Origin of the sequence: Kosakonia radicincitans DSM 16656 (assembly GCF_000280495.2) — a bacterium.
Taxonomy (GTDB): domain Bacteria; phylum Pseudomonadota; class Gammaproteobacteria; order Enterobacterales; family Enterobacteriaceae; genus Kosakonia; species Kosakonia radicincitans.
Map to the genome: position 1 here is coordinate 4,949,994 of NZ_CP018016.1, position 16,653 is coordinate 4,966,646.

Consider the following 16,653-nt stretch of genomic DNA (forward strand, 5'->3'; position numbering starts at 1 on the left):
AGGATAGAAAATAAATTTCACTTAAGAAGTATCAACGACATTTTCTAAATAAAAGATAAATGAATACACAATATATAATTAAACTTACTCCGCCGCGATTATTCACCCTCAGCAAATGCCTGCTGCAACCACGCTTTTATTATTCTTACCTCTTCACGCTGCGCTTTTTGCTGGCTGGTTACGAAATAGTAATTCCCGCCGGGTAATGTTCCCGGCAGGGCAACGCGCAACAATCCTTGTTCCAGCGCATTCTGGATCAATAATTCGCTGGCGAGCAGTACACCCTGCCCGGCAATCGCCGCCTGAATGGCGTGCGTCTCATCATCAAAATGAATACCAGTATGTACCGGTAAATCGGCCGGGCCAAAGGCCGCTTTCCAGTGTGGCCAGTCTGGTTCCGGCTGCGGAACATGGCGGTTTTCAATATGAAACAGCGTAAAACGGGAAAGATCTTCCGTCACCCGCAACGCCAGTTGCGGGCTGGCGACCAGCACAAAACGATCGCGGTAGAGCAGCGTATTCTCCAGTGCTTCATCAGCCTGCATGCTGTAGCGGATCGCACAATCCGCCATATCACCACGAACATCCACCAGGTCGGTACTGCTGTGCAGACGCAGCTCCAGCGATGGGTGCTGTTGATGCAGCGACGGCAGGCGCGGCACCAGCCAGTTAGTCAGAAAGTTGGAGGTAGTGCTCAGCGTTAACGCTCCCGGTTGCCCGGCCCTGTCGATGGCCTCCACCGCTTCGCGCAGCGTGGCAAAGATATTCCCCGAGGCGCGAAACAGAATTTCTCCGGCATTAGTGAGCACCACGGCACGCGCCGAGCGGGTAAACAGACGCTGGTTGAGCGATGTCTCCAGCACGCGGATCTGGTGGCTGATGGCGGTCGGCGTCACGCCAATCTCCTCCGCGGCAGCTTTAAAACTGGTGTGGCGGGCCACAGCATCAAAAGCACGGATGGCAGAAAGTGGTGGCAATCGGCGTGTTCGCATAGCTGAATTTAACTCATCTTAAGCTGAAAACTATGACTTTGCTTACGTCATGAAACAGGGGGTAGCCTGTTACTCATCGGGAATGATCCATGAGGATTATTCACCTTAGAAGATTAACAGGAATACCCCATGACGCAAATTAACACGCTGGCTACGCACTCATCGCCACACTATCAGGCGCTGCTGGCTCCCGGCATCGCTCAGGCATTGATTGCGCTTGATTACGCCATTATTTATGTTGCGCTACCCACGCTGGCGCAGGCGTTGCACTTGTCACTGAGCGAAATGCAGTGGGTGGTGTCGATCTACGGTTTGACCTTCGCCGCACTACTGTTGCCTGGTGGAAGCCTGTGCGATCGTTTCGGCGCGCGCCGAATCTTCAGCATCGGCATGATACTGTTTCTTTTTTCATCAATACTGGGCGGAATGGCCGATAACGGAACATTGTTACTGATGGCCCGCTGTGGACAAGGGATCGCCGCCGCGCTGCTGCAACCGGCAGTGCTGGCCTTAATGGCGCAGCGTTTTCAGGGAGAATCACATCGCCGGGCGCTGGCGATCTGGAGCGCAATTGGTGCGCTGGGCCTGGTGGCGGGTGTGGTGCTGGGCGGCATGCTGACGGCCCTGAGCTGGCGCGCCATTTTCTTCATCAACCTGCCGCCTGGTTTGCTGGCGCTATGGCTGGTGCAGCGCAACTTTTCGAAAACACAACCACAAGGTGGCGTGCAACGCACGGGTTTTGGCGCGCTGCTTGGTTGTGCGACAGCCGGCACGCTGGTGTGGGCGATGATGCGTTATGCCGAACAAGGTGCGCCGGATTTCTTTGCGAATCGACTGGCGGCAGCCATGCTACTGCTGTTGATTCTCCATGAACGTTTTGCTCCGCAGCCGCTGCTGTCACGCACACTGCGTGACATGCCGGGTTTGCAGACAGGCTGGCTCAGCAGCGCCTGCTATATGGCCAGCGTCGGCAGCCAGTTTTACGCCATGACATTGCTGTGGCAGCAAACGCTACAGCTTGATGCCGTCACCACCGGATGGTTATTTACCCCGCTGGCAGTGCTGATTGTGGCGGGAAATGCACTTTACACCCGACTCTCTGCACGCTTTAGTAGCCAAAAGGCGCTGCTGGTGGGGTTTGCCTGCGCGGCAGTTGGCTTATGGCTGCTGTCGATATCGCTTAGCGCCCCGTTCTCCGTCGGGTTCATGTCCGGACTCGTGCTCAGCGGTATCGGCCACGGATTGATCTATCCGGCAATGTTCGCCGTCGGGCTGAGCGCCGTACCAGTGCAGCAACAGGGACGCGCCAGCGCGTTGATGGTCACCAGCCAGTACATCGCCGGCGCGATGATGCTGGCAGTGATCTCCGTTTTACTGGCGATGCAGCCGGATCTGGCAAGCTGGTCTACGGTATTTCGTGGGCTGGGTGCTGCCGCGCTACTGGGCATGCTGGTAGCGCTCTGTGCGCCGGAGCGCTGAGCGCGGCTTACTGGCGTCCCCACTTTTCGCAAAACGCTTCTATATCCTCATCCTGAAAATCGGCCAGCCGTTCGATAATGGTCTCCAGCGGCCACTCCCACCAGGCGATCTGTTGTAACTGCTGGCCAATATGCGGTGAGAAGCGCAAACGAATAACCTTTGCCGGAACGCCGCCAACAATCGTGTAAGGTGCCACATCCTTACTGACCACGGCGCCAGCCGCAATGACAGCGCCATCTCCTACCGTCACGCCGGGCAGCACAATAGCAGCATGCCCGATCCAGACATCATTCCCGATGACGACGCGATCGCCTCGCCGCTGAGTAAAAAAGTCATGATCGCGTACCGCGCTGGCGGAATAGTACTCCGGGCAATAAGTGATTCGGTGCTGGGATGGCCGCCCCATCGGATGATTGGGCGCGCCAATACGCACATTATTGGCAATCGCGACAAACTTTCCTATCTCAGCATCGGCAATGGTGCAATATTCACCGATATAGGAAAAATCACCTAACGTACTGTATTCCATCAGACTATTAGCCAGCACTTCACATTGCTGACCCATTTTGCATTCGCGCATACGAACGCCGGGATCGATCCAGGTTTCCGCTAATTTGGCATATTTCATCGTCATTCCCTCTTCTCAGGTTGCGCTACTGTATAACGCTTCTGTGTAGGGTAAATGACGGTGACCCACTATCAACCATCTGCAGCTTCTACCCGCTTGATAAGAATTATCGAAAGGGCCCGCTCACATCGGAATATAAGCACTAAGAATAAACAAACTGCGGGTTTTTATTCGCCTTACCCTAATATCTGATGACGGAACATGATCTAAAACATAAATTAATAGCCACATGGAATTAAATCACATATGATTTAACTTTAAATTCACAATTAAAATATATTAAGGACCTTTATTCAGACACTTAATATTTTTTAACTTCATTTTTTGAAAAATCTGATAATAACATACATAGATTGCATGCTTCGCAAAATCAAACATAATACAATAAATGGATGTAAATCAAAAAATGCCCATCTAATACAAATTGCAATATTTTAAACTCATTCGGTTACACAAGTTTCCTTTTAGATATTTGCTTTTTGATGTTTGTTGGCGCGTAATGGACCAGCTATGAAACAATTCAATGATGAAAGAGATTACCATGACATGTTCGATGACATTTTCGAGAAATGGAATGTCACGACATTTTTTCAACCAATCATTGATACCCGAGCTAATCGTGTATACGGCATTGATGCAACGGCGTGGTTGCAAAGCAAAGGCTCCAATTGCACGGATTTTATTTCACCCCATGACTTCCTGACCGCAGCAGAGAAAAGTGGTGAAATCATCAGTATTACAAAAGAACTATTGCTGCAAATCCAGGATTATCTGGCCAACCATGGTGATATTGATAAATGCCGTGAGTTGCGTTTTTTTATAAAAATTAGCCCATTGCATTTATTCAGCGAAAATATTATGGAGTTCGCAGAAGATTGTATTCAAACTGCCAAAAAGCTCGATAAACTAAACGCCAAACTGGTTATTGAAGTCAACTCCCGCATTCCGTTCGACTTAATTCATAAATTAAAACTACTCTCTGCACTGTTGACTATACAAAAAAATACCTTCTTTGCCCTCGGTGATTTTGGTGCCGGACACTCCAATATTGAAATGCTTTTTGGTTTCGACTTTCATTATATAAAAATCGACAAAAGTATGTTTTTCCCGTTGACGGACAAAGTCATCATGCATGGTTTCGCCGATGATTTAATGAGTGGTTTAAGCAAACAGAACACAGATATCATCGTTAGCGGCATAGACTCAGTTTACCATTTGCAGTACTTTTTAAATAAAAATGTGTCATTGTTCCAGGGGGAACTATTCAAAGCTCCTGTAGCCTATAAAAACTTTAACGGATTAGATTATTTCGACTATGGATGACAGTTATGAACGTGATATGTAAGATCCTCGACCCTTTCAAAAAAATAGCAATCGAATCTTTTTTTTCAGGTACGGATATTGAGGGTGACAACCAGACGCTCATCTTCATTGAAGAGATCTACTTCGATGATATATTTGGCATCATCGATGAACTCCTCAGTTGTATCATCAAATTCCCGGACGCGCTGGTTATCATCCTTTCGGAACGAGATAACAGCTACACGACCAATGCACGTCTGGGAGTTGCGGAGTTCATCGAAGATGTTAAGAAGAAAATTAATGAAAGAAAATCGACGGCGAATCTCTATCTCTACTATTACGACATTTTAAAACCCCGTAAAAAAATTCATCTCTATCTCATGATATTCAAAAAGTATATGCAGATTGGCAATGTTAATAGAGTAGCAAAAATGTACAACCTGAATGAAAAACAAGTCTACTACTATATAAACAGATTAAAAGAGATATACGGATTAAAAAGCTTCCAGAATCTCGTGCCTTTTTTGAAGTGGATAGGCAGATAGAATCAGATATCCTCATGCGCTTAATGATTCCGTCTGTGCATTGCGATGCACAGACGGAATTAACAGCTAAGACAAATTACCACACCCCCGATTTCTTTTTAATCTCATCCCAGCGAAGGTACATATCGCATGACATCATAAAGTCGTTATGCCACCGCCAGTATGCGTGATAATAGTAGTAGATAAGGCAAGGTGTGTAGCACAATAAAAACCAGACCTCAAACCAGATTTTTATTGCGGAAAGCATCATCACCAGACACAAAAATGAGATCCAGGAAAACTCCACCACCGATAATAATATCAACCTTTGCCAGAGCGGTTTTGCGTACAAAGCGCGTAATGGTAAAACGGGAGAAAAAAACAAATTAATCTCGTTGAGAAACAGGCGCCCAAGAAAAACATAGCGTTTTGTAAAACATAAAAAGAGCAGGTTAACCGCCAAAACGACAGCACAAAGAATACACATGGTAATAATTGACTTCAGCGTGAAATAATTACCGTATAAATCAAATTGTGCCTTATCGCGCAAGGGAATGATGGTCAACAGACTCAACGCCGTACTGGCTACTACGGAAAGCAGTAAATATTGTGACAGATTTTTGTAACGGCCCTTTTCAACAACGGATGTCGGCATCTGCTTTAAATAACTATGGCGCGCAACAGAAAACAGGGCGTAAATGACAGGCGGAACGCTAACGGCCAAAGAAATTGCTGCTCCGGCCGGATAAATCAACATAATGAGCCCAGCAGAATACAGCGCAAAAATAAAAGAAGACAACGCTGCGGCGATAAGCGGGTGCGTGAATAACCTCTCTTTCGGGCCGCACGCTTTACCTTTGAAGTAAGAAAAATCAATATTCTTAATTACGCATTTGTATGCCCAGTATGCTTTCAGATCGGAGATAACGTTATAAAACACCAGTGCGCAGATGCCGCCGATGAAACCTGCATCGCGCAATGAAAGAGTAAAATCCGCATTGCGCCAGTAAAAACCCAGCAGCACCAGAGTCACAATATAGAAAAATAATATATTGCGTTTATCCTGGAAGCGGATGAAGGTTAAATAATCTGGAATCATCATTACACCGCTACATTGCTATTGCTTTTCGGCAATGGATAACCTGCCCGACATCAAACCCGGCGAAATCCTGCAACATTTGCCCCAGATAAGGTTTATTGCTTATTTCCACAAACCGGACAGGCTGTGCGCGCTGTAAAAAGTGCGACAGAGAATCTCGCCATTTCACCGTATGGGTCAGATGCAAGGATAAGTTTTCTTTGATCATGGCGGGATCTGCTTCGGATTTTGCTGTCACATTCATCAGAACATCATGCTGTGGCGGGAGGATCGCGATCCCGGCCAGATAGTCCCGCATTGGCTGAACGCCTTCAGCCATTAAACGCGTGTGCCATGCGCCGCTCACACCCAGTTTAATCGCCTCGTGGCCTTCAGCGAGTAATACTCTGGCGAAATCATTCAGCGCCGATACCTGCCCGCCAACGACTTGCTGGCGAGGAGTATTATCGCAACTGATGTCCAGCTCAATACCTGAACGGCTGATGATGTTGCGTAGCGTGTCGTAATCCACGCCTTTTAACGCCAGCATTGTTCCCTTATTTTTCTCGCTTTGCTGGTGCATCAGGTTGGCCCTGAACCGTATAAGTTCGAACACGGTTTCCAGTGTGAGCGCCCCTGAAGCATATAACGCGCTGTATTCCCCCACGCTATGCCCGCAAGATCCGACAACCGGCGCATCGGCGAAACGTTCGCGCCAGAGGCTATACAACGTGACGTTAATCGCCGTCACGGCAATTTGTTGCACGGTAGTCTGAATCAGCCGATTCATCGGCCCTTTCAGACAGAGCCGACGCAGATCCACACCAGCAATATCGCTGGCGCAATCCCAGATGGACTTAGTGGTCTCATTGATATCCCACAGATCGCTGCCCATACCAATAACGGGATTCCCCTGGCCAGAGAATAACAATACAACCGGTTGTGATAGAGTATTTGTCATTATATTGCCACCTTTACATATAGTATTTAAGGCCTAAATAGACACCGAACATATCGCCATATAATGCGAATTCAGAGTCAGAACTTCCCGTCGACATAAATGCGCCGGTATAGCCTTCAAGCCGATCATCAATAATATTTAGCGGTGTGTTATAGTTAACACCTAATACTGAACTGTGATCGACAAGGTTAAACACCACATAAGGTTGTAGCGTTGACTGGTTATCCATCTTAATACTTGACCAGGTATTAAGATAATGTTTCCCCTGAAGCATCTTTTTATTTGCAGTATTATTTATCTCTGAGGCCATCAAATACTTATAAGAGTCAAAAATATCATCAATGAAGAAAAAACCGGTGCGGCTATTTAATGACTGAATAAAATCAGTTTGTTTACGCCATTCCGCCCGGGAATACCCTTCGCTCTGATAATAATATTCCAGGCCAAACAGGTTAAAGTTATCCGTCGCATATTGCCCACCCACGGCCACTTCAACCCCCTCTTTCTCCTGCGTGCTATAAAGGGAAGAAGGGAACTCGAACTCTTCGACCATTGCTGCATTTTCAGGGGAGAAATGACGCCACTGCTGCCCGGTGTGATAAGCCGCTTCCGCGTTAATCATCAGTTGCGGCGTCAGGTTATAGCTATCCGCCAAGGCCACAGAGCGCGTTTCCCCAAGCAGCAAGCTCGCCGTAGGAAGGTGTTTTTCAAAGCGATGATCGGTGTAATTTAGCAAATAATCTTCACGGCTATTGCTTCGCACATTGGCAGACCAGTCGCCAGAAGCGAGATGGCGCTTACCGGCATCCGCTAATTTCGGAACGACTGAGAACGAGAGCGAATAATCCTGCGTATCTTCAGATAGCTTCACCTGCCACGGGGATTCCTGGAACACTGGCTCCATCAGCGGATCGTAAAGACGCGTGCTTTTGAACCCGGCATAGTAGCTATTGCGTAAATCAGCAGGCGATCGCAGGAAAAAAAGCCCGGCTTTTTGACTGAACTTGCCCGCCTCAAGCTGAACGCTGTCCGAGACGTTATAAATAACGCTGAGCCTGTCGATCAAAGCGCGTGAATGGCTTCGATCTTCTTCAAAGCCACTGTTGGCATGCAATGGACGGTAAGTGAGCCCATACAGTGAGAAATTCAGATCCAGCTGATTGTCGATGATTGCGCAACCGCCTTTGAGGTTGATGCCGAAATTATTATAAATATTGCTTTTGCTGAATGGATTATTGCCACCGACCTGCCAGATCGACGGTTGTTTATTCACATACGATGTCTGCGCATAGAGCACAACATCCGTGTTCTGTGCAACTTCTTCGCCGGATAAACAATCAGCCCACAGGGTTGTTGGCAAAGCAGAAAAAACCAGCGTAATCAACGGGAGTGAATATTTCATTTTGCCTCCCGCTGAAGATGTTCACGTGTAAAGTGAGATTCAGGTAACGACTCCAGACGAACATCACTGTAATCCATGGCGGAAAAACTTTTCTCATGGCGTACGTCCTGCACAATAATCCGCATTGGCCTCATCTTCCCTAATACCGGCTGATAATTCAGATACCGAACTTCTTTAAGTAATTTGTCATCAAGAGAGTAATAATCAGCTTTATAAGGCCGATTTTCATCGCCAGCTTCAACGTAATAGATAATTTTTGGCCAGGTTGCTTCGGCATAGGTTCGCGTCAGCTCCAGTTTGTAACATTGATTATCGCCACAATTTTCCATGCCCTGCAGAGTCGCCTGATAGGCATATTCAAAGTTAGTCACAATCACGTCACTATTAGATATTTGCCCCATCAATCTTTGCTGGCGAGAAATTGGTACCGGTCGCCGTAGCCCTGGAGAATAAAACCATAAGTCATACCAGTCGGAAAGCATCACTTTACCTTTATCACGCGGCGGATAAATAAAGCGAACTAAAGAGCGGGCATCTGCTTTCATCTCCCCTTCAGACTTCATAAAACGCATTGAGATATCCAGCACCTGTCTGCTTTCTGGCTTCTCTTCGCCATTTTTATATTCGCTCACCGCGAGCGTATAGCGGAAAGGTTTATTGGGAGAACGGATCTCATCCGCACGACGAATAATATCGATAGCGTTATCGCCAGGCGCGGCGAAGGCACAGGCTGAAAGAAGCCCAAGGCAGGCAATTCCTTTGCCAAATAGCGTAATTTTCATATTACGAGTTTCCCTAAGAAAATTTAAAAGCATCCGATATATTAAGACGAGAGGCACGCAACGCCGGTAAAACAGAAGCTGCAGTCGCGGTTAATAGCGGCAGCATCAGCGTAATAAATAACAAATCATAACTGCTGGTTTTAATAAAAGCGGTGTAGCCTAAAGTTTGCCCAGGCGACGGCGGCATTGCGATGCCGTAAAGATTAATCACTGAAGCGATAGCAAAACCAATGCCGAGGCTTCCAACAGCGCCAATCATGCCGACAAAAATCCCTTCCAGTAAAAACAATCGGGTAACGTGGAGAGGTTTTAAACCAATGGCGCGCAGCGTCGTGATCTCCCTTGTCCGCTCGACGATATTCATGGTCATTGAATTACCGATCATAAAGATAACGATCAATGCAACAATCAGTTTAATAAAGAAATAGATCCCGGATAATAAGCTCTCAACCTGCTGATAAAATAGCGAGGTATCCTTCCACTCTTTCACAATTAGCGGCAGATGGTTTTTCTCGATAAATTTTCTCAGCCTGGCGCTGAATGCGGCTGTATTATCCTCTTTCAGTAAAATTAACACCTTACTCACGCCGTCGGTTTCCATCATGCGCTGCGCGGTTTCAAGCGGCATTTTCAACGCCGTGTCGTCGTAATCTTTGATGCCGGATGCAAAAATGCCACGGATCTTCAGCGACAATGCGCCCTGTCCGCCTCGCGAATTAACCGTAATGGCATCCAGCCAGTCATCGTAATGAGCGCCGAGCGTTTGTGCCAGTCCGCGTCCTAAGGTGATGTGATCGGCTTTTATACGTGATAAGTCACTGCCAGAAATAAGTTTATCAAAGGATCCCAGTTTTAATGCCGGTAGCGGTTCGATACCCAGCGCGGAAAAATAGCTGGAGGTTTCATTTTCGTAATGAGAAATAACCCCGGTAAACTCCAGTTGCCCGGCAAGTGTAGAAATATCTGCCGCCAGTTCCGGTTCGCTTAATATCGCCTGTTTTAAAGACGGGTAATCCGCAATCAGGCTTTTATTTTTATTGGACGTGGCAAAATAATTCTGGTGGTAGATCTGCACGTGACCACTATTCGTGCGGACCGTTTGCTCTTTTAAGATCCAGAACGAGTAATCGATAAATCCGCCATACAGGAAAATGGCGACGCCCCCCAAAATAATCGCCGACAGGGTCGAAAATGAGCGGCGCTTATGTCGGAAGAGGTTGAGAAATGCGAATTTCACGTCCCGCGCATGCATCACGGTACACCACAACAGAAAAAGCAGAATCAGTAGCACAATAGCGTTAATAAAGATCATGCTCATTTACTCACCCTTCACCAGCGGCAGCAGCACCTGCGCCACTTCATTCTCATCCCACGCAGGCGCAACGTTGTTATGTAATTCCAGTGCCTTTGCCGCGACAGCGTCCTGGAGTTTTATTTGTGCCAAAAGCTGTGCGGCTTGCGGGTATTTTTTGCAGTTATAGAGCGCGAGATAACGCATATGCTGGATCCGCGCAATTTGTGCAGGGTTAAAGAGCGTCTTATCTTTCAGCATCCATTCGGTATCCTTGATCGTGACCGCGCAGCGTCCCATTTCCGGCGCCAGCCAGGCATCGACGCGTGCACGCATATAGCGCACCCGTAAATTATCTTCATGGCTGTCAATAGCTTCATCGAGGTAGAAAAAACCGGTTTTGGCATATTCAGACGCGTTAATAAAGTCGTTCACCGCTGAGGCGTTTTCCGCCTGGCGCAGCACGCCCCAGGCATAAAAGATTAACGAGACGACATTTTTTGTTTCGCCATACTCTTTGAACAGTGCGCTGGTTACGATGGCCAGTTGATCGGGCTGTGCCGGGAAACCGCTCCGCATAACGCTTTCAACCGCCGGTACGCTGGAAGCATTGGCCACACCCGCGCAGGTAATGCTAAGCAGCCCTGCGCAGATAACGTCCCGCCATTTACGCCCTTGAGTCATACACCAATCCTCCATCCTTAATTTCTACCACCCGGCGCGCGCACTCCTTTAACTGCGCGGAATGCGTGGAGATGATGAATGTGGTCTTCGTCTGCTGATTGATATGCAGCAGAAGTTCCAGAATGGCTTCGCCGGTTGCCATATCCAGGTTACCGGTCGGTTCATCGGCGATAACGACCGCCGGGTCATGCGCCAGGGCTCTGGCAATCGCCACCCGCTGCTGCTGCCCGCCGGAGAGCTGGCCAGGTTTACGGTTGGCAAAATCTTCCAGACCAACACGATTCAGTAAGTCACGCGTTCTTTCACGCGCCTCTTTTTTACCGAAATGACCATTCAGGATCAGGGGATAAAAAACGTTATCAAAAACATTCAGAACAGGAATGAGATTGAAAAATTGAAAAATAAATCCCAGATGCTTACCGCGCACCGTTGATAACTCTTCTTCCGGTAATACATTGAGTAATTTATTCAAAAACATCACCGCTCCGGATGTCGGCTGATCGATACCAGACATGATATTTAGCAACGTACTTTTTCCGCTGCCCGAAGGGCCGCATAATGCCAGAAATTCACCTTTCGCGATTTCCAGATTAATATCCCTCAGCGCGTCGATTTTTCCCTCGCCGGAACCATAGCTCTTCGAAATATGACTAAGTAATATTGCTGGTAGTTCTCTGATTATGTCACTCATCGCAATGTCGTTACCCTACAGAATATTCAATATCAAAATAGTGATAACCAGATAAATTATCCGGCACGATAGTGCGAATTTTTCCGGAAGCAACAGGATGTTGACGCAAATATTCAAAGCTTAGTGCAGGAGTCAGACAACCGCTGTAACCATAAATATCGGCAAGGCGAATAACCTTTTGCTGCAGCTCTGCCGGAAATGATTTTTCCCGTAAGCCTGCAAATGCCATGATTTCGACATCCTCAGCGTTGAGCTGCGAAATATCGGCACGTCCGGCCGCCATATAGCGACCACTATTCACTTTCAATGCACTTTCGTGACGGCTGAAAATAAAACATCCCACGCGTTCAACCGTCAGGTTAACCCCATCAGCTTGCTGAGCGCTTTTCGCCCACCGCGCAACGGCAATATCTTCCTCAGAAAAGACCATGATCGGGATGGCGCGATAGGCACAGCAAATCACCACATAATCGAAAACATCCCAGCACAGATAATCCTGCGCCATGCTCATTGCCTGAGTGAATGCATATTTCTCACCGCGCATTTTGCAGGTCGGATCGTTAACAGAAAATTTCTTCACCAGATTTTTCGGTAACGTGTCGAGCATCGAAATATGCAATGCGCTGGAAATACTCTCCAGCAGCCCGGTTTCTCCCCACGAATCCGCATAGATAAATGCCGTTCGCGATTTGAATAATTTCATCCGTTCTTTCGTGGATAAAGCCTGTAGCGCAACATCTGCGGCCTGCTCCATCGCCTCAAGGTATTTTATATACTGCGGGTTACGGATCATCTCACCGGCATAGAGCGAGCCATCGGTACCAAAACGTTTAAGTCCCCACCCATTCTTCCGGGTAGACTTAAGCGCCAGATTATATAAATGCGCTTCCCAGGCATTCAGCCAACTGGGTTGATAGAAATAAAACCTGTCTTCCGGCTCAATAAGAGCAAACGATGATAAGTACATCAAACCTTCCATGGTTATTCATCACGCGGGATTAATTGCAGACAGCACAATCCCAATTACCGAGCCATCCACACCGACGCCAACCTTCAGCAAATGATTTTTTTCATGCCCGCATACGCCGCGATCAATCAGCATAAACGGTGCCATCACATCCAAAATGGCGTCATTACTTACCGGAGCAATTAATTCGCGCTGGGTTAATGAGTGATGGGCAATAATCAAATCGATAATGCCGGAGCCGGTCGCGCAGTAACCAATCTGCCCCTTATACGCCAGCACAGGAATCGCGTGCGAATCAGCAAATATTTCAATCGCTTTGGCTTCGGCTTTATCGCTGACGGAAGAACCATTGCCATGAGGAATAATGGCGCATAAATCCTGCACATTAACGCCCGCTTTATCGGTCACCGCACGCATGATTTTCAGGACATTCAGACTCAGCCAGGAAGCATCATTACTTCTGCCGGCGCTAATTTGCGCGTAGGAGGATTGCAGGCGCACGCCGCCCGTGACATCTCTGTCGCGACGGTGGCGCAGGCTCTCCAGCACAACAACGCTGAACCCTTCGGAGAACAATACGCCTTTGCTGTTTTCACCAAACGGCTGGACTACTTCACTGTCCAGCATCGACTGAGAATCAAGGAACCAGATATCCTGGGTTTTAATTTTCGAACAATTAATCACCACAACCAGGTCGATACCGCCCTGCTCGATCGCCTGGCAACCCAAATGAACGGCCGTCAACGATGAATTACTGGTGCAGTTCATATTTGGCGGCAAATACTGCAACTGGTATTTCTGCGCAAGTCTGCACGCTATCGTATCCTGCGACATATTCGATACGTGCAGGCGGGTTAATGAGCGGGTGAGCTTAATATCTTCAACGTCATTGCGATCGTAAAAAGCGTGATAATCGATGCCATCGACGCGCCTGCCCAGCCCGGTTAAATAAACCCGCACGTTATTGCCTGCGAGAGAGTGTGTATCCAGTTTGGCCTGCGCAAGTGCCTCCTCGATCAACTGATACACAATCTCTAATGCGCCATCATTAATGTGCTCCAGCCTGGCGACATATTTATTGCCATTAAACCCGCAGGTAATTGCCTCGTCATCAGAACGAAACCAGGGTTTCCTTTCCACCCGCTTCCCCTGACGAAGATACTCGATAAGCTGAACACTATTTCCGGCAAAGGGTAAATGTGCACTGTAGCCTGAAATGATGGCGGCATTTTCCACAGCCTTATTCCTTAATTACCAGTGCGTAATAGTTCCCACCTTCCGTTGCCCCTACCAACAAGACATGCTTGATTGCCAGTTTCATCGGTTGACGGACAAAGTTCACGCGTTCATCGAAGAACGCCACGGTATTAGGAATCGCCGGAACGGACTGTTTTTTAATGCAATCGATGATGACTGCGAGGTTGAGCAAACCCGCCGCTGAGGCGACAAAACCAAAGCAGGCGTTGTAGTTAACGACCGGGACGTTCGGCTGTTTCTCGCCAAACACCTCGCGGATAGCGTCAATTTCAATCCGCGAATGCTCGTCGCTGCCATTGCTGGTGCCGCACACCAGATCGATCTCGCGCGCGCTGATGCCAGCGTCCGCAAGCGCACGGGTCACCGCCAGCGCCATTGAGGACGATTTTTCCGCCAGCTCGGCGACATCGAAGTAACTGTTGCTGCATGACTTCCCGTAACCCACGACTTCCGCCAGCACTTCCGCACCGCGCGCTGCGGCTGTCTGCGGATCTTCCAGCAGCAACATACAGGCGCCTTCACCCGGCACATACCCTTTGGCGTCTTTGCCGTAGACCTGATAATCGCTTGCCGCCGAGGTCATCTGGATCTTCTGCGTGACAGCATCCATATAGAGCGACATTGAGGGAAAATATTCATCCGCGCCGCCAACGATCACCTGCGGTTGCAGGTTCTGGCGCACAATCTCATAGCCGTAGGTTAAGGCGCCGAGCGCAGCATTTTCACCGCTTGCCAGCGTCGTGGTATAGCCTTTGATCCCTTCTGAAATGCCGCAGAAGGTGGGAATCGCGTTCATCAGAGAACCCGGAAATTCCGAAGTTCTCACCTTACGCGGATCGGGTTTCAGGCTCTGCAAATATTTATAAGTTGTTTCCTGCGGACCACGGGACATTCCCATAATCAGGCCCAGCGCATCGCCATCGCGTTTAATTTTACGTTTCCCCTGCTCCAGCGCTTCGCAGAGCGCGATAAGGGCAAACGTACCGCCCCGCGTTGCCTTACGCGGATCAAAACGACGTAAGTGCTTGCGTGGCTCCAGGCCCCTTACCTGGAAAGTTTTGAAATTCTTTTCGCTCTCTGGCAACGTGGCGTTGCTGAAAGAGAAGGCGTCACCGAACAGATCCGCGCACTGCCCGGTCTCATCCAGCACTTTGAGCAGTTCTTTCGCTTCTTCCAGCGTATCGTCCGGGAAAGTCACTCCGCCCAGTTCAACGTTCTGCTTGCCTTGCCAGACGTTTTCGAGGATCTCATTGAGCGTATGGCCGATAGCCGATACCGCGCCAATGCCGGAAATCGCCACGCGTTTGGCGTCGTAGGTGCTGACAGGAACGGACGCCGGCTCCATGCTGACGATCATGCAGCAGTTGTTGCCGCCGAACGCATAGTTATTCTTCATGAAGATATTGATTTTCCGGTCAAGGAAATCATTCGGCACATAGTCCAAATCGCACCCCGGGCGCGCTTTCGAGAAGTTCAGCGTCGGCAGTACCTGATGACCAGGCAGCGTCACCAGGCAAGCGATTAATTCCACGATGCCCGCCGCGCCGATGTTGTGTCCGAAGTAGGATTTGGTTGAGCTGATCAGCAGGTTTTCGTGGTTGGCAAAAACCTTTTTCATCGCCAGCGTTTCGATGCGGTCGTTGGCTTCGGTGCCGGTGCCATGCGCATTGACGTAATCGATCTGCTCAGGCTTCAGCCCGGCATTCTCCAGCGCCTTGTGCATTACCTGCACGGCACCGCTGGCGCGCGGATCCGGCCCGGTTTCATGGAATGCATCGCAGGAGGTGGCATAAGAGAGGATCTCGCCGTAAATCGTCGCCCCGCGCGCAACCGCATGCTCATACTCTTCAAGCACGATGGCGCCAGCGCCTTCGCCAATCGACATTCCCGACTGCCCAGAGAAAGGGGTACAGGAGTCCGGATGCATAACGTTCAGCGCATAAAAACCGGCGAATGTCGGCAGGTAGATAGGCTCAGTCCCCACGGCCAGCATGGTTTTGCTCTTGCCGTTCTGAATAAAATCATATGCCATGCCCACTGCGTTGGGGCTGGCCGTACAGGCGGTGGCGACCAGTTCAACGCCTCCTTTCAGGCCGAGCAGCGTGGAGACGCTGGAGCAGCAGGAAGAGAAGCCGCCGGAGAAGAGCGCCTTGCGCAGGGAAAAGTCTTGCAGGCGTTGCTCAAAGAGCGGCAAAAACGCTTCGGTCCCTGCGGATGAGACGCCCACGATTAAGCCGGTATCGCACAGGCTTGCCGCGTTATCCGCCAGCCCTGCCTGATTGAGCGCGTCTTTTCCCACTTTATAAGCCCACAGCGCAGCGTTATCGAGTGAGTCCGCGAGCCCTTCTGGCAGGCCGGAGTAATCGATATCATGCAGCACTTCCGCCGCTCTGGCGTTTTCAAACCATGTTGAAAAACGCTCACTGTCAGCAACGCCGCACTTCTTATTCAGCAACGCTTCTCTGAAATCCGCGACATTTTCTGCCAGCGACGACAAAATCCCGATGCCGGTGATGACAACCCTTTTCCTGCTTGTCTGCATAAATATTACCTGGAGTTAACGACGAATAGGCATGAAATAACCAGGCACGGGAAATATCCGCTACCTGCTCTTT

15 protein-coding genes are annotated in these 16,653 nt (G+C 49.0%); 3 read left to right on the plus strand and 12 right to left on the minus strand.

Translation table 11 applies throughout. The features are described from left to right. Nucleotides 1-98 precede the first annotated feature (98 nt). Nucleotides 99-992, minus strand: a complete 894-nt coding sequence (locus Y71_RS23740) for a LysR substrate-binding domain-containing protein (protein WP_007372942.1) — start codon at nucleotides 990-992, stop codon at nucleotides 99-101. Between the two features lie 129 nt (nucleotides 993-1,121). Here Y71_RS23740 and Y71_RS23745 point away from each other — a divergent pair, with 129 nt between their 5' ends. Further along, nucleotides 1,122-2,471 carry an MFS transporter gene (locus tag Y71_RS23745; RefSeq protein ID WP_007372941.1) on the plus strand — a complete coding sequence of 450 codons (1,350 nt, stop codon included), beginning with the start codon at nucleotides 1,122-1,124 and terminating at the stop codon, nucleotides 2,469-2,471. A gap of 7 nt (nucleotides 2,472-2,478) precedes the next feature. On the opposite strand, the gene Y71_RS23750 is transcribed toward Y71_RS23745, so the two are convergent. Then, complete coding sequence (locus tag Y71_RS23750) at nucleotides 2,479-3,099, minus strand: DapH/DapD/GlmU-related protein (protein ID WP_007372940.1); 621 nt, start codon at nucleotides 3,097-3,099, stop codon at nucleotides 2,479-2,481. A gap of 510 nt (nucleotides 3,100-3,609) precedes the next feature. Here Y71_RS23750 and Y71_RS23755 point away from each other — a divergent pair. After that, nucleotides 3,610-4,422 (plus strand): EAL domain-containing protein, encoded by an 813-nt coding sequence (locus tag Y71_RS23755; RefSeq protein WP_007372939.1) that lies wholly within the window; start codon nucleotides 3,610-3,612, stop codon nucleotides 4,420-4,422. Nucleotides 4,423-4,427: 5 nt separating this feature from the next. Further along, nucleotides 4,428-4,946, plus strand: coding sequence for a hypothetical protein (locus Y71_RS23760; protein ID WP_007372938.1), 519 nt, complete (start codon nucleotides 4,428-4,430; stop codon nucleotides 4,944-4,946). 76 nt (nucleotides 4,947-5,022) lie between these two features. Here Y71_RS23760 and Y71_RS23765 read toward each other — a convergent pair whose 3' ends face one another. Genes Y71_RS23765 through Y71_RS23810 form a run of 10 tightly spaced genes read right to left on the minus strand, consistent with a single transcriptional unit; the run spans nucleotide 5,023 to nucleotide 16,580 of the window. Further along, complete coding sequence (locus Y71_RS23765; protein WP_081120861.1) at nucleotides 5,023-6,024, minus strand: YcdU family protein; 1,002 nt, start codon at nucleotides 6,022-6,024, stop codon at nucleotides 5,023-5,025. Nucleotides 6,025-6,034: 10 nt separating this feature from the next. Continuing rightward, on the minus strand, nucleotides 6,035-6,964 hold the full coding sequence (locus Y71_RS23770; protein ID WP_007372936.1) for an ACP S-malonyltransferase: 930 nt from the start codon (nucleotides 6,962-6,964) through the stop codon (nucleotides 6,035-6,037). Nucleotides 6,965-6,977: 13 nt separating this feature from the next. Continuing rightward, nucleotides 6,978-8,366: a hypothetical protein gene (locus Y71_RS23775; RefSeq protein ID WP_007372935.1), complete on the minus strand. Its 1,389-nt coding sequence runs from the start codon at nucleotides 8,364-8,366 to the stop codon at nucleotides 6,978-6,980. Continuing rightward, a complete protein-coding gene (locus tag Y71_RS23780; protein ID WP_007372934.1) occupies nucleotides 8,363-9,148 on the minus strand; it encodes an outer membrane lipoprotein-sorting protein in 786 nt (261 codons plus the stop codon). The genes Y71_RS23775 and Y71_RS23780 overlap by 4 nt, the downstream gene beginning before the upstream one ends. Before the next feature lie 13 nt (nucleotides 9,149-9,161). Then, nucleotides 9,162-10,466 carry an ABC transporter permease gene (locus tag Y71_RS23785; protein WP_081120862.1) on the minus strand — a complete coding sequence of 435 codons (1,305 nt, stop codon included), beginning with the start codon at nucleotides 10,464-10,466 and terminating at the stop codon, nucleotides 9,162-9,164. Beyond that, complete coding sequence (locus Y71_RS23790) at nucleotides 10,467-11,123, minus strand: hypothetical protein (RefSeq protein ID WP_007372931.1); 657 nt, start codon at nucleotides 11,121-11,123, stop codon at nucleotides 10,467-10,469. Further along, nucleotides 11,107-11,814 (minus strand): ABC transporter ATP-binding protein, encoded by a 708-nt coding sequence (locus tag Y71_RS23795; RefSeq protein WP_007372930.1) that lies wholly within the window; start codon nucleotides 11,812-11,814, stop codon nucleotides 11,107-11,109. The genes Y71_RS23790 and Y71_RS23795 overlap by 17 nt, the downstream gene beginning before the upstream one ends. A gap of 10 nt (nucleotides 11,815-11,824) precedes the next feature. Further along, nucleotides 11,825-12,781 (minus strand): hypothetical protein, encoded by a 957-nt coding sequence (locus Y71_RS23800; protein WP_035943096.1) that lies wholly within the window; start codon nucleotides 12,779-12,781, stop codon nucleotides 11,825-11,827. A gap of 21 nt (nucleotides 12,782-12,802) precedes the next feature. Beyond that, on the minus strand, nucleotides 12,803-14,017 hold the full coding sequence (locus tag Y71_RS23805) for a beta-ketoacyl synthase (RefSeq protein ID WP_007372928.1): 1,215 nt from the start codon (nucleotides 14,015-14,017) through the stop codon (nucleotides 12,803-12,805). A gap of 4 nt (nucleotides 14,018-14,021) precedes the next feature. Continuing rightward, nucleotides 14,022-16,580: a beta-ketoacyl-[acyl-carrier-protein] synthase family protein gene (locus tag Y71_RS23810; RefSeq protein WP_007372927.1), complete on the minus strand. Its 2,559-nt coding sequence runs from the start codon at nucleotides 16,578-16,580 to the stop codon at nucleotides 14,022-14,024. Between the last annotated feature and the right edge of the window lie 73 nt (nucleotides 16,581-16,653).

What these genes read in the sequence shown, in the direction of transcription:
- Y71_RS23755 (WP_007372939.1), top strand. Translation starts at nt 3,610, where the DNA reads ATGAAACAATTCAATGATGAAAGAGATTACCATGACATGTTCGATGAC.
- Y71_RS23745 (WP_007372941.1), top strand. Translation starts at nt 1,122, where the DNA reads ATGACGCAAATTAACACGCTGGCTACGCACTCATCGCCACACTATCAG.
- Y71_RS23765 (WP_081120861.1), bottom strand. Translation starts at nt 6,024, where the DNA reads ATGATTCCAGATTATTTAACCTTCATCCGCTTCCAGGATAAACGCAAT.
- Y71_RS23780 (WP_007372934.1), bottom strand. Translation starts at nt 9,148, where the DNA reads ATGAAAATTACGCTATTTGGCAAAGGAATTGCCTGCCTTGGGCTTCTT.
- Y71_RS23810 (WP_007372927.1), bottom strand. Translation starts at nt 16,580, where the DNA reads ATGCAGACAAGCAGGAAAAGGGTTGTCATCACCGGCATCGGGATTTTG.
- Y71_RS23795 (WP_007372930.1), bottom strand. Translation starts at nt 11,814, where the DNA reads ATGAGTGACATAATCAGAGAACTACCAGCAATATTACTTAGTCATATT.
- Y71_RS23770 (WP_007372936.1), bottom strand. Translation starts at nt 6,964, where the DNA reads ATGACAAATACTCTATCACAACCGGTTGTATTGTTATTCTCTGGCCAG.
- Y71_RS23760 (WP_007372938.1), top strand. Translation starts at nt 4,428, where the DNA reads ATGAACGTGATATGTAAGATCCTCGACCCTTTCAAAAAAATAGCAATC.
- Y71_RS23785 (WP_081120862.1), bottom strand. Translation starts at nt 10,466, where the DNA reads ATGAGCATGATCTTTATTAACGCTATTGTGCTACTGATTCTGCTTTTT.
- Y71_RS23740 (WP_007372942.1), bottom strand. Translation starts at nt 992, where the DNA reads ATGCGAACACGCCGATTGCCACCACTTTCTGCCATCCGTGCTTTTGAT.
- Y71_RS23775 (WP_007372935.1), bottom strand. Translation starts at nt 8,366, where the DNA reads ATGAAATATTCACTCCCGTTGATTACGCTGGTTTTTTCTGCTTTGCCA.
- Y71_RS23750 (WP_007372940.1), bottom strand. Translation starts at nt 3,099, where the DNA reads ATGAAATATGCCAAATTAGCGGAAACCTGGATCGATCCCGGCGTTCGT.
- Y71_RS23800 (WP_035943096.1), bottom strand. Translation starts at nt 12,781, where the DNA reads ATGTACTTATCATCGTTTGCTCTTATTGAGCCGGAAGACAGGTTTTAT.
- Y71_RS23790 (WP_007372931.1), bottom strand. Translation starts at nt 11,123, where the DNA reads ATGACTCAAGGGCGTAAATGGCGGGACGTTATCTGCGCAGGGCTGCTT.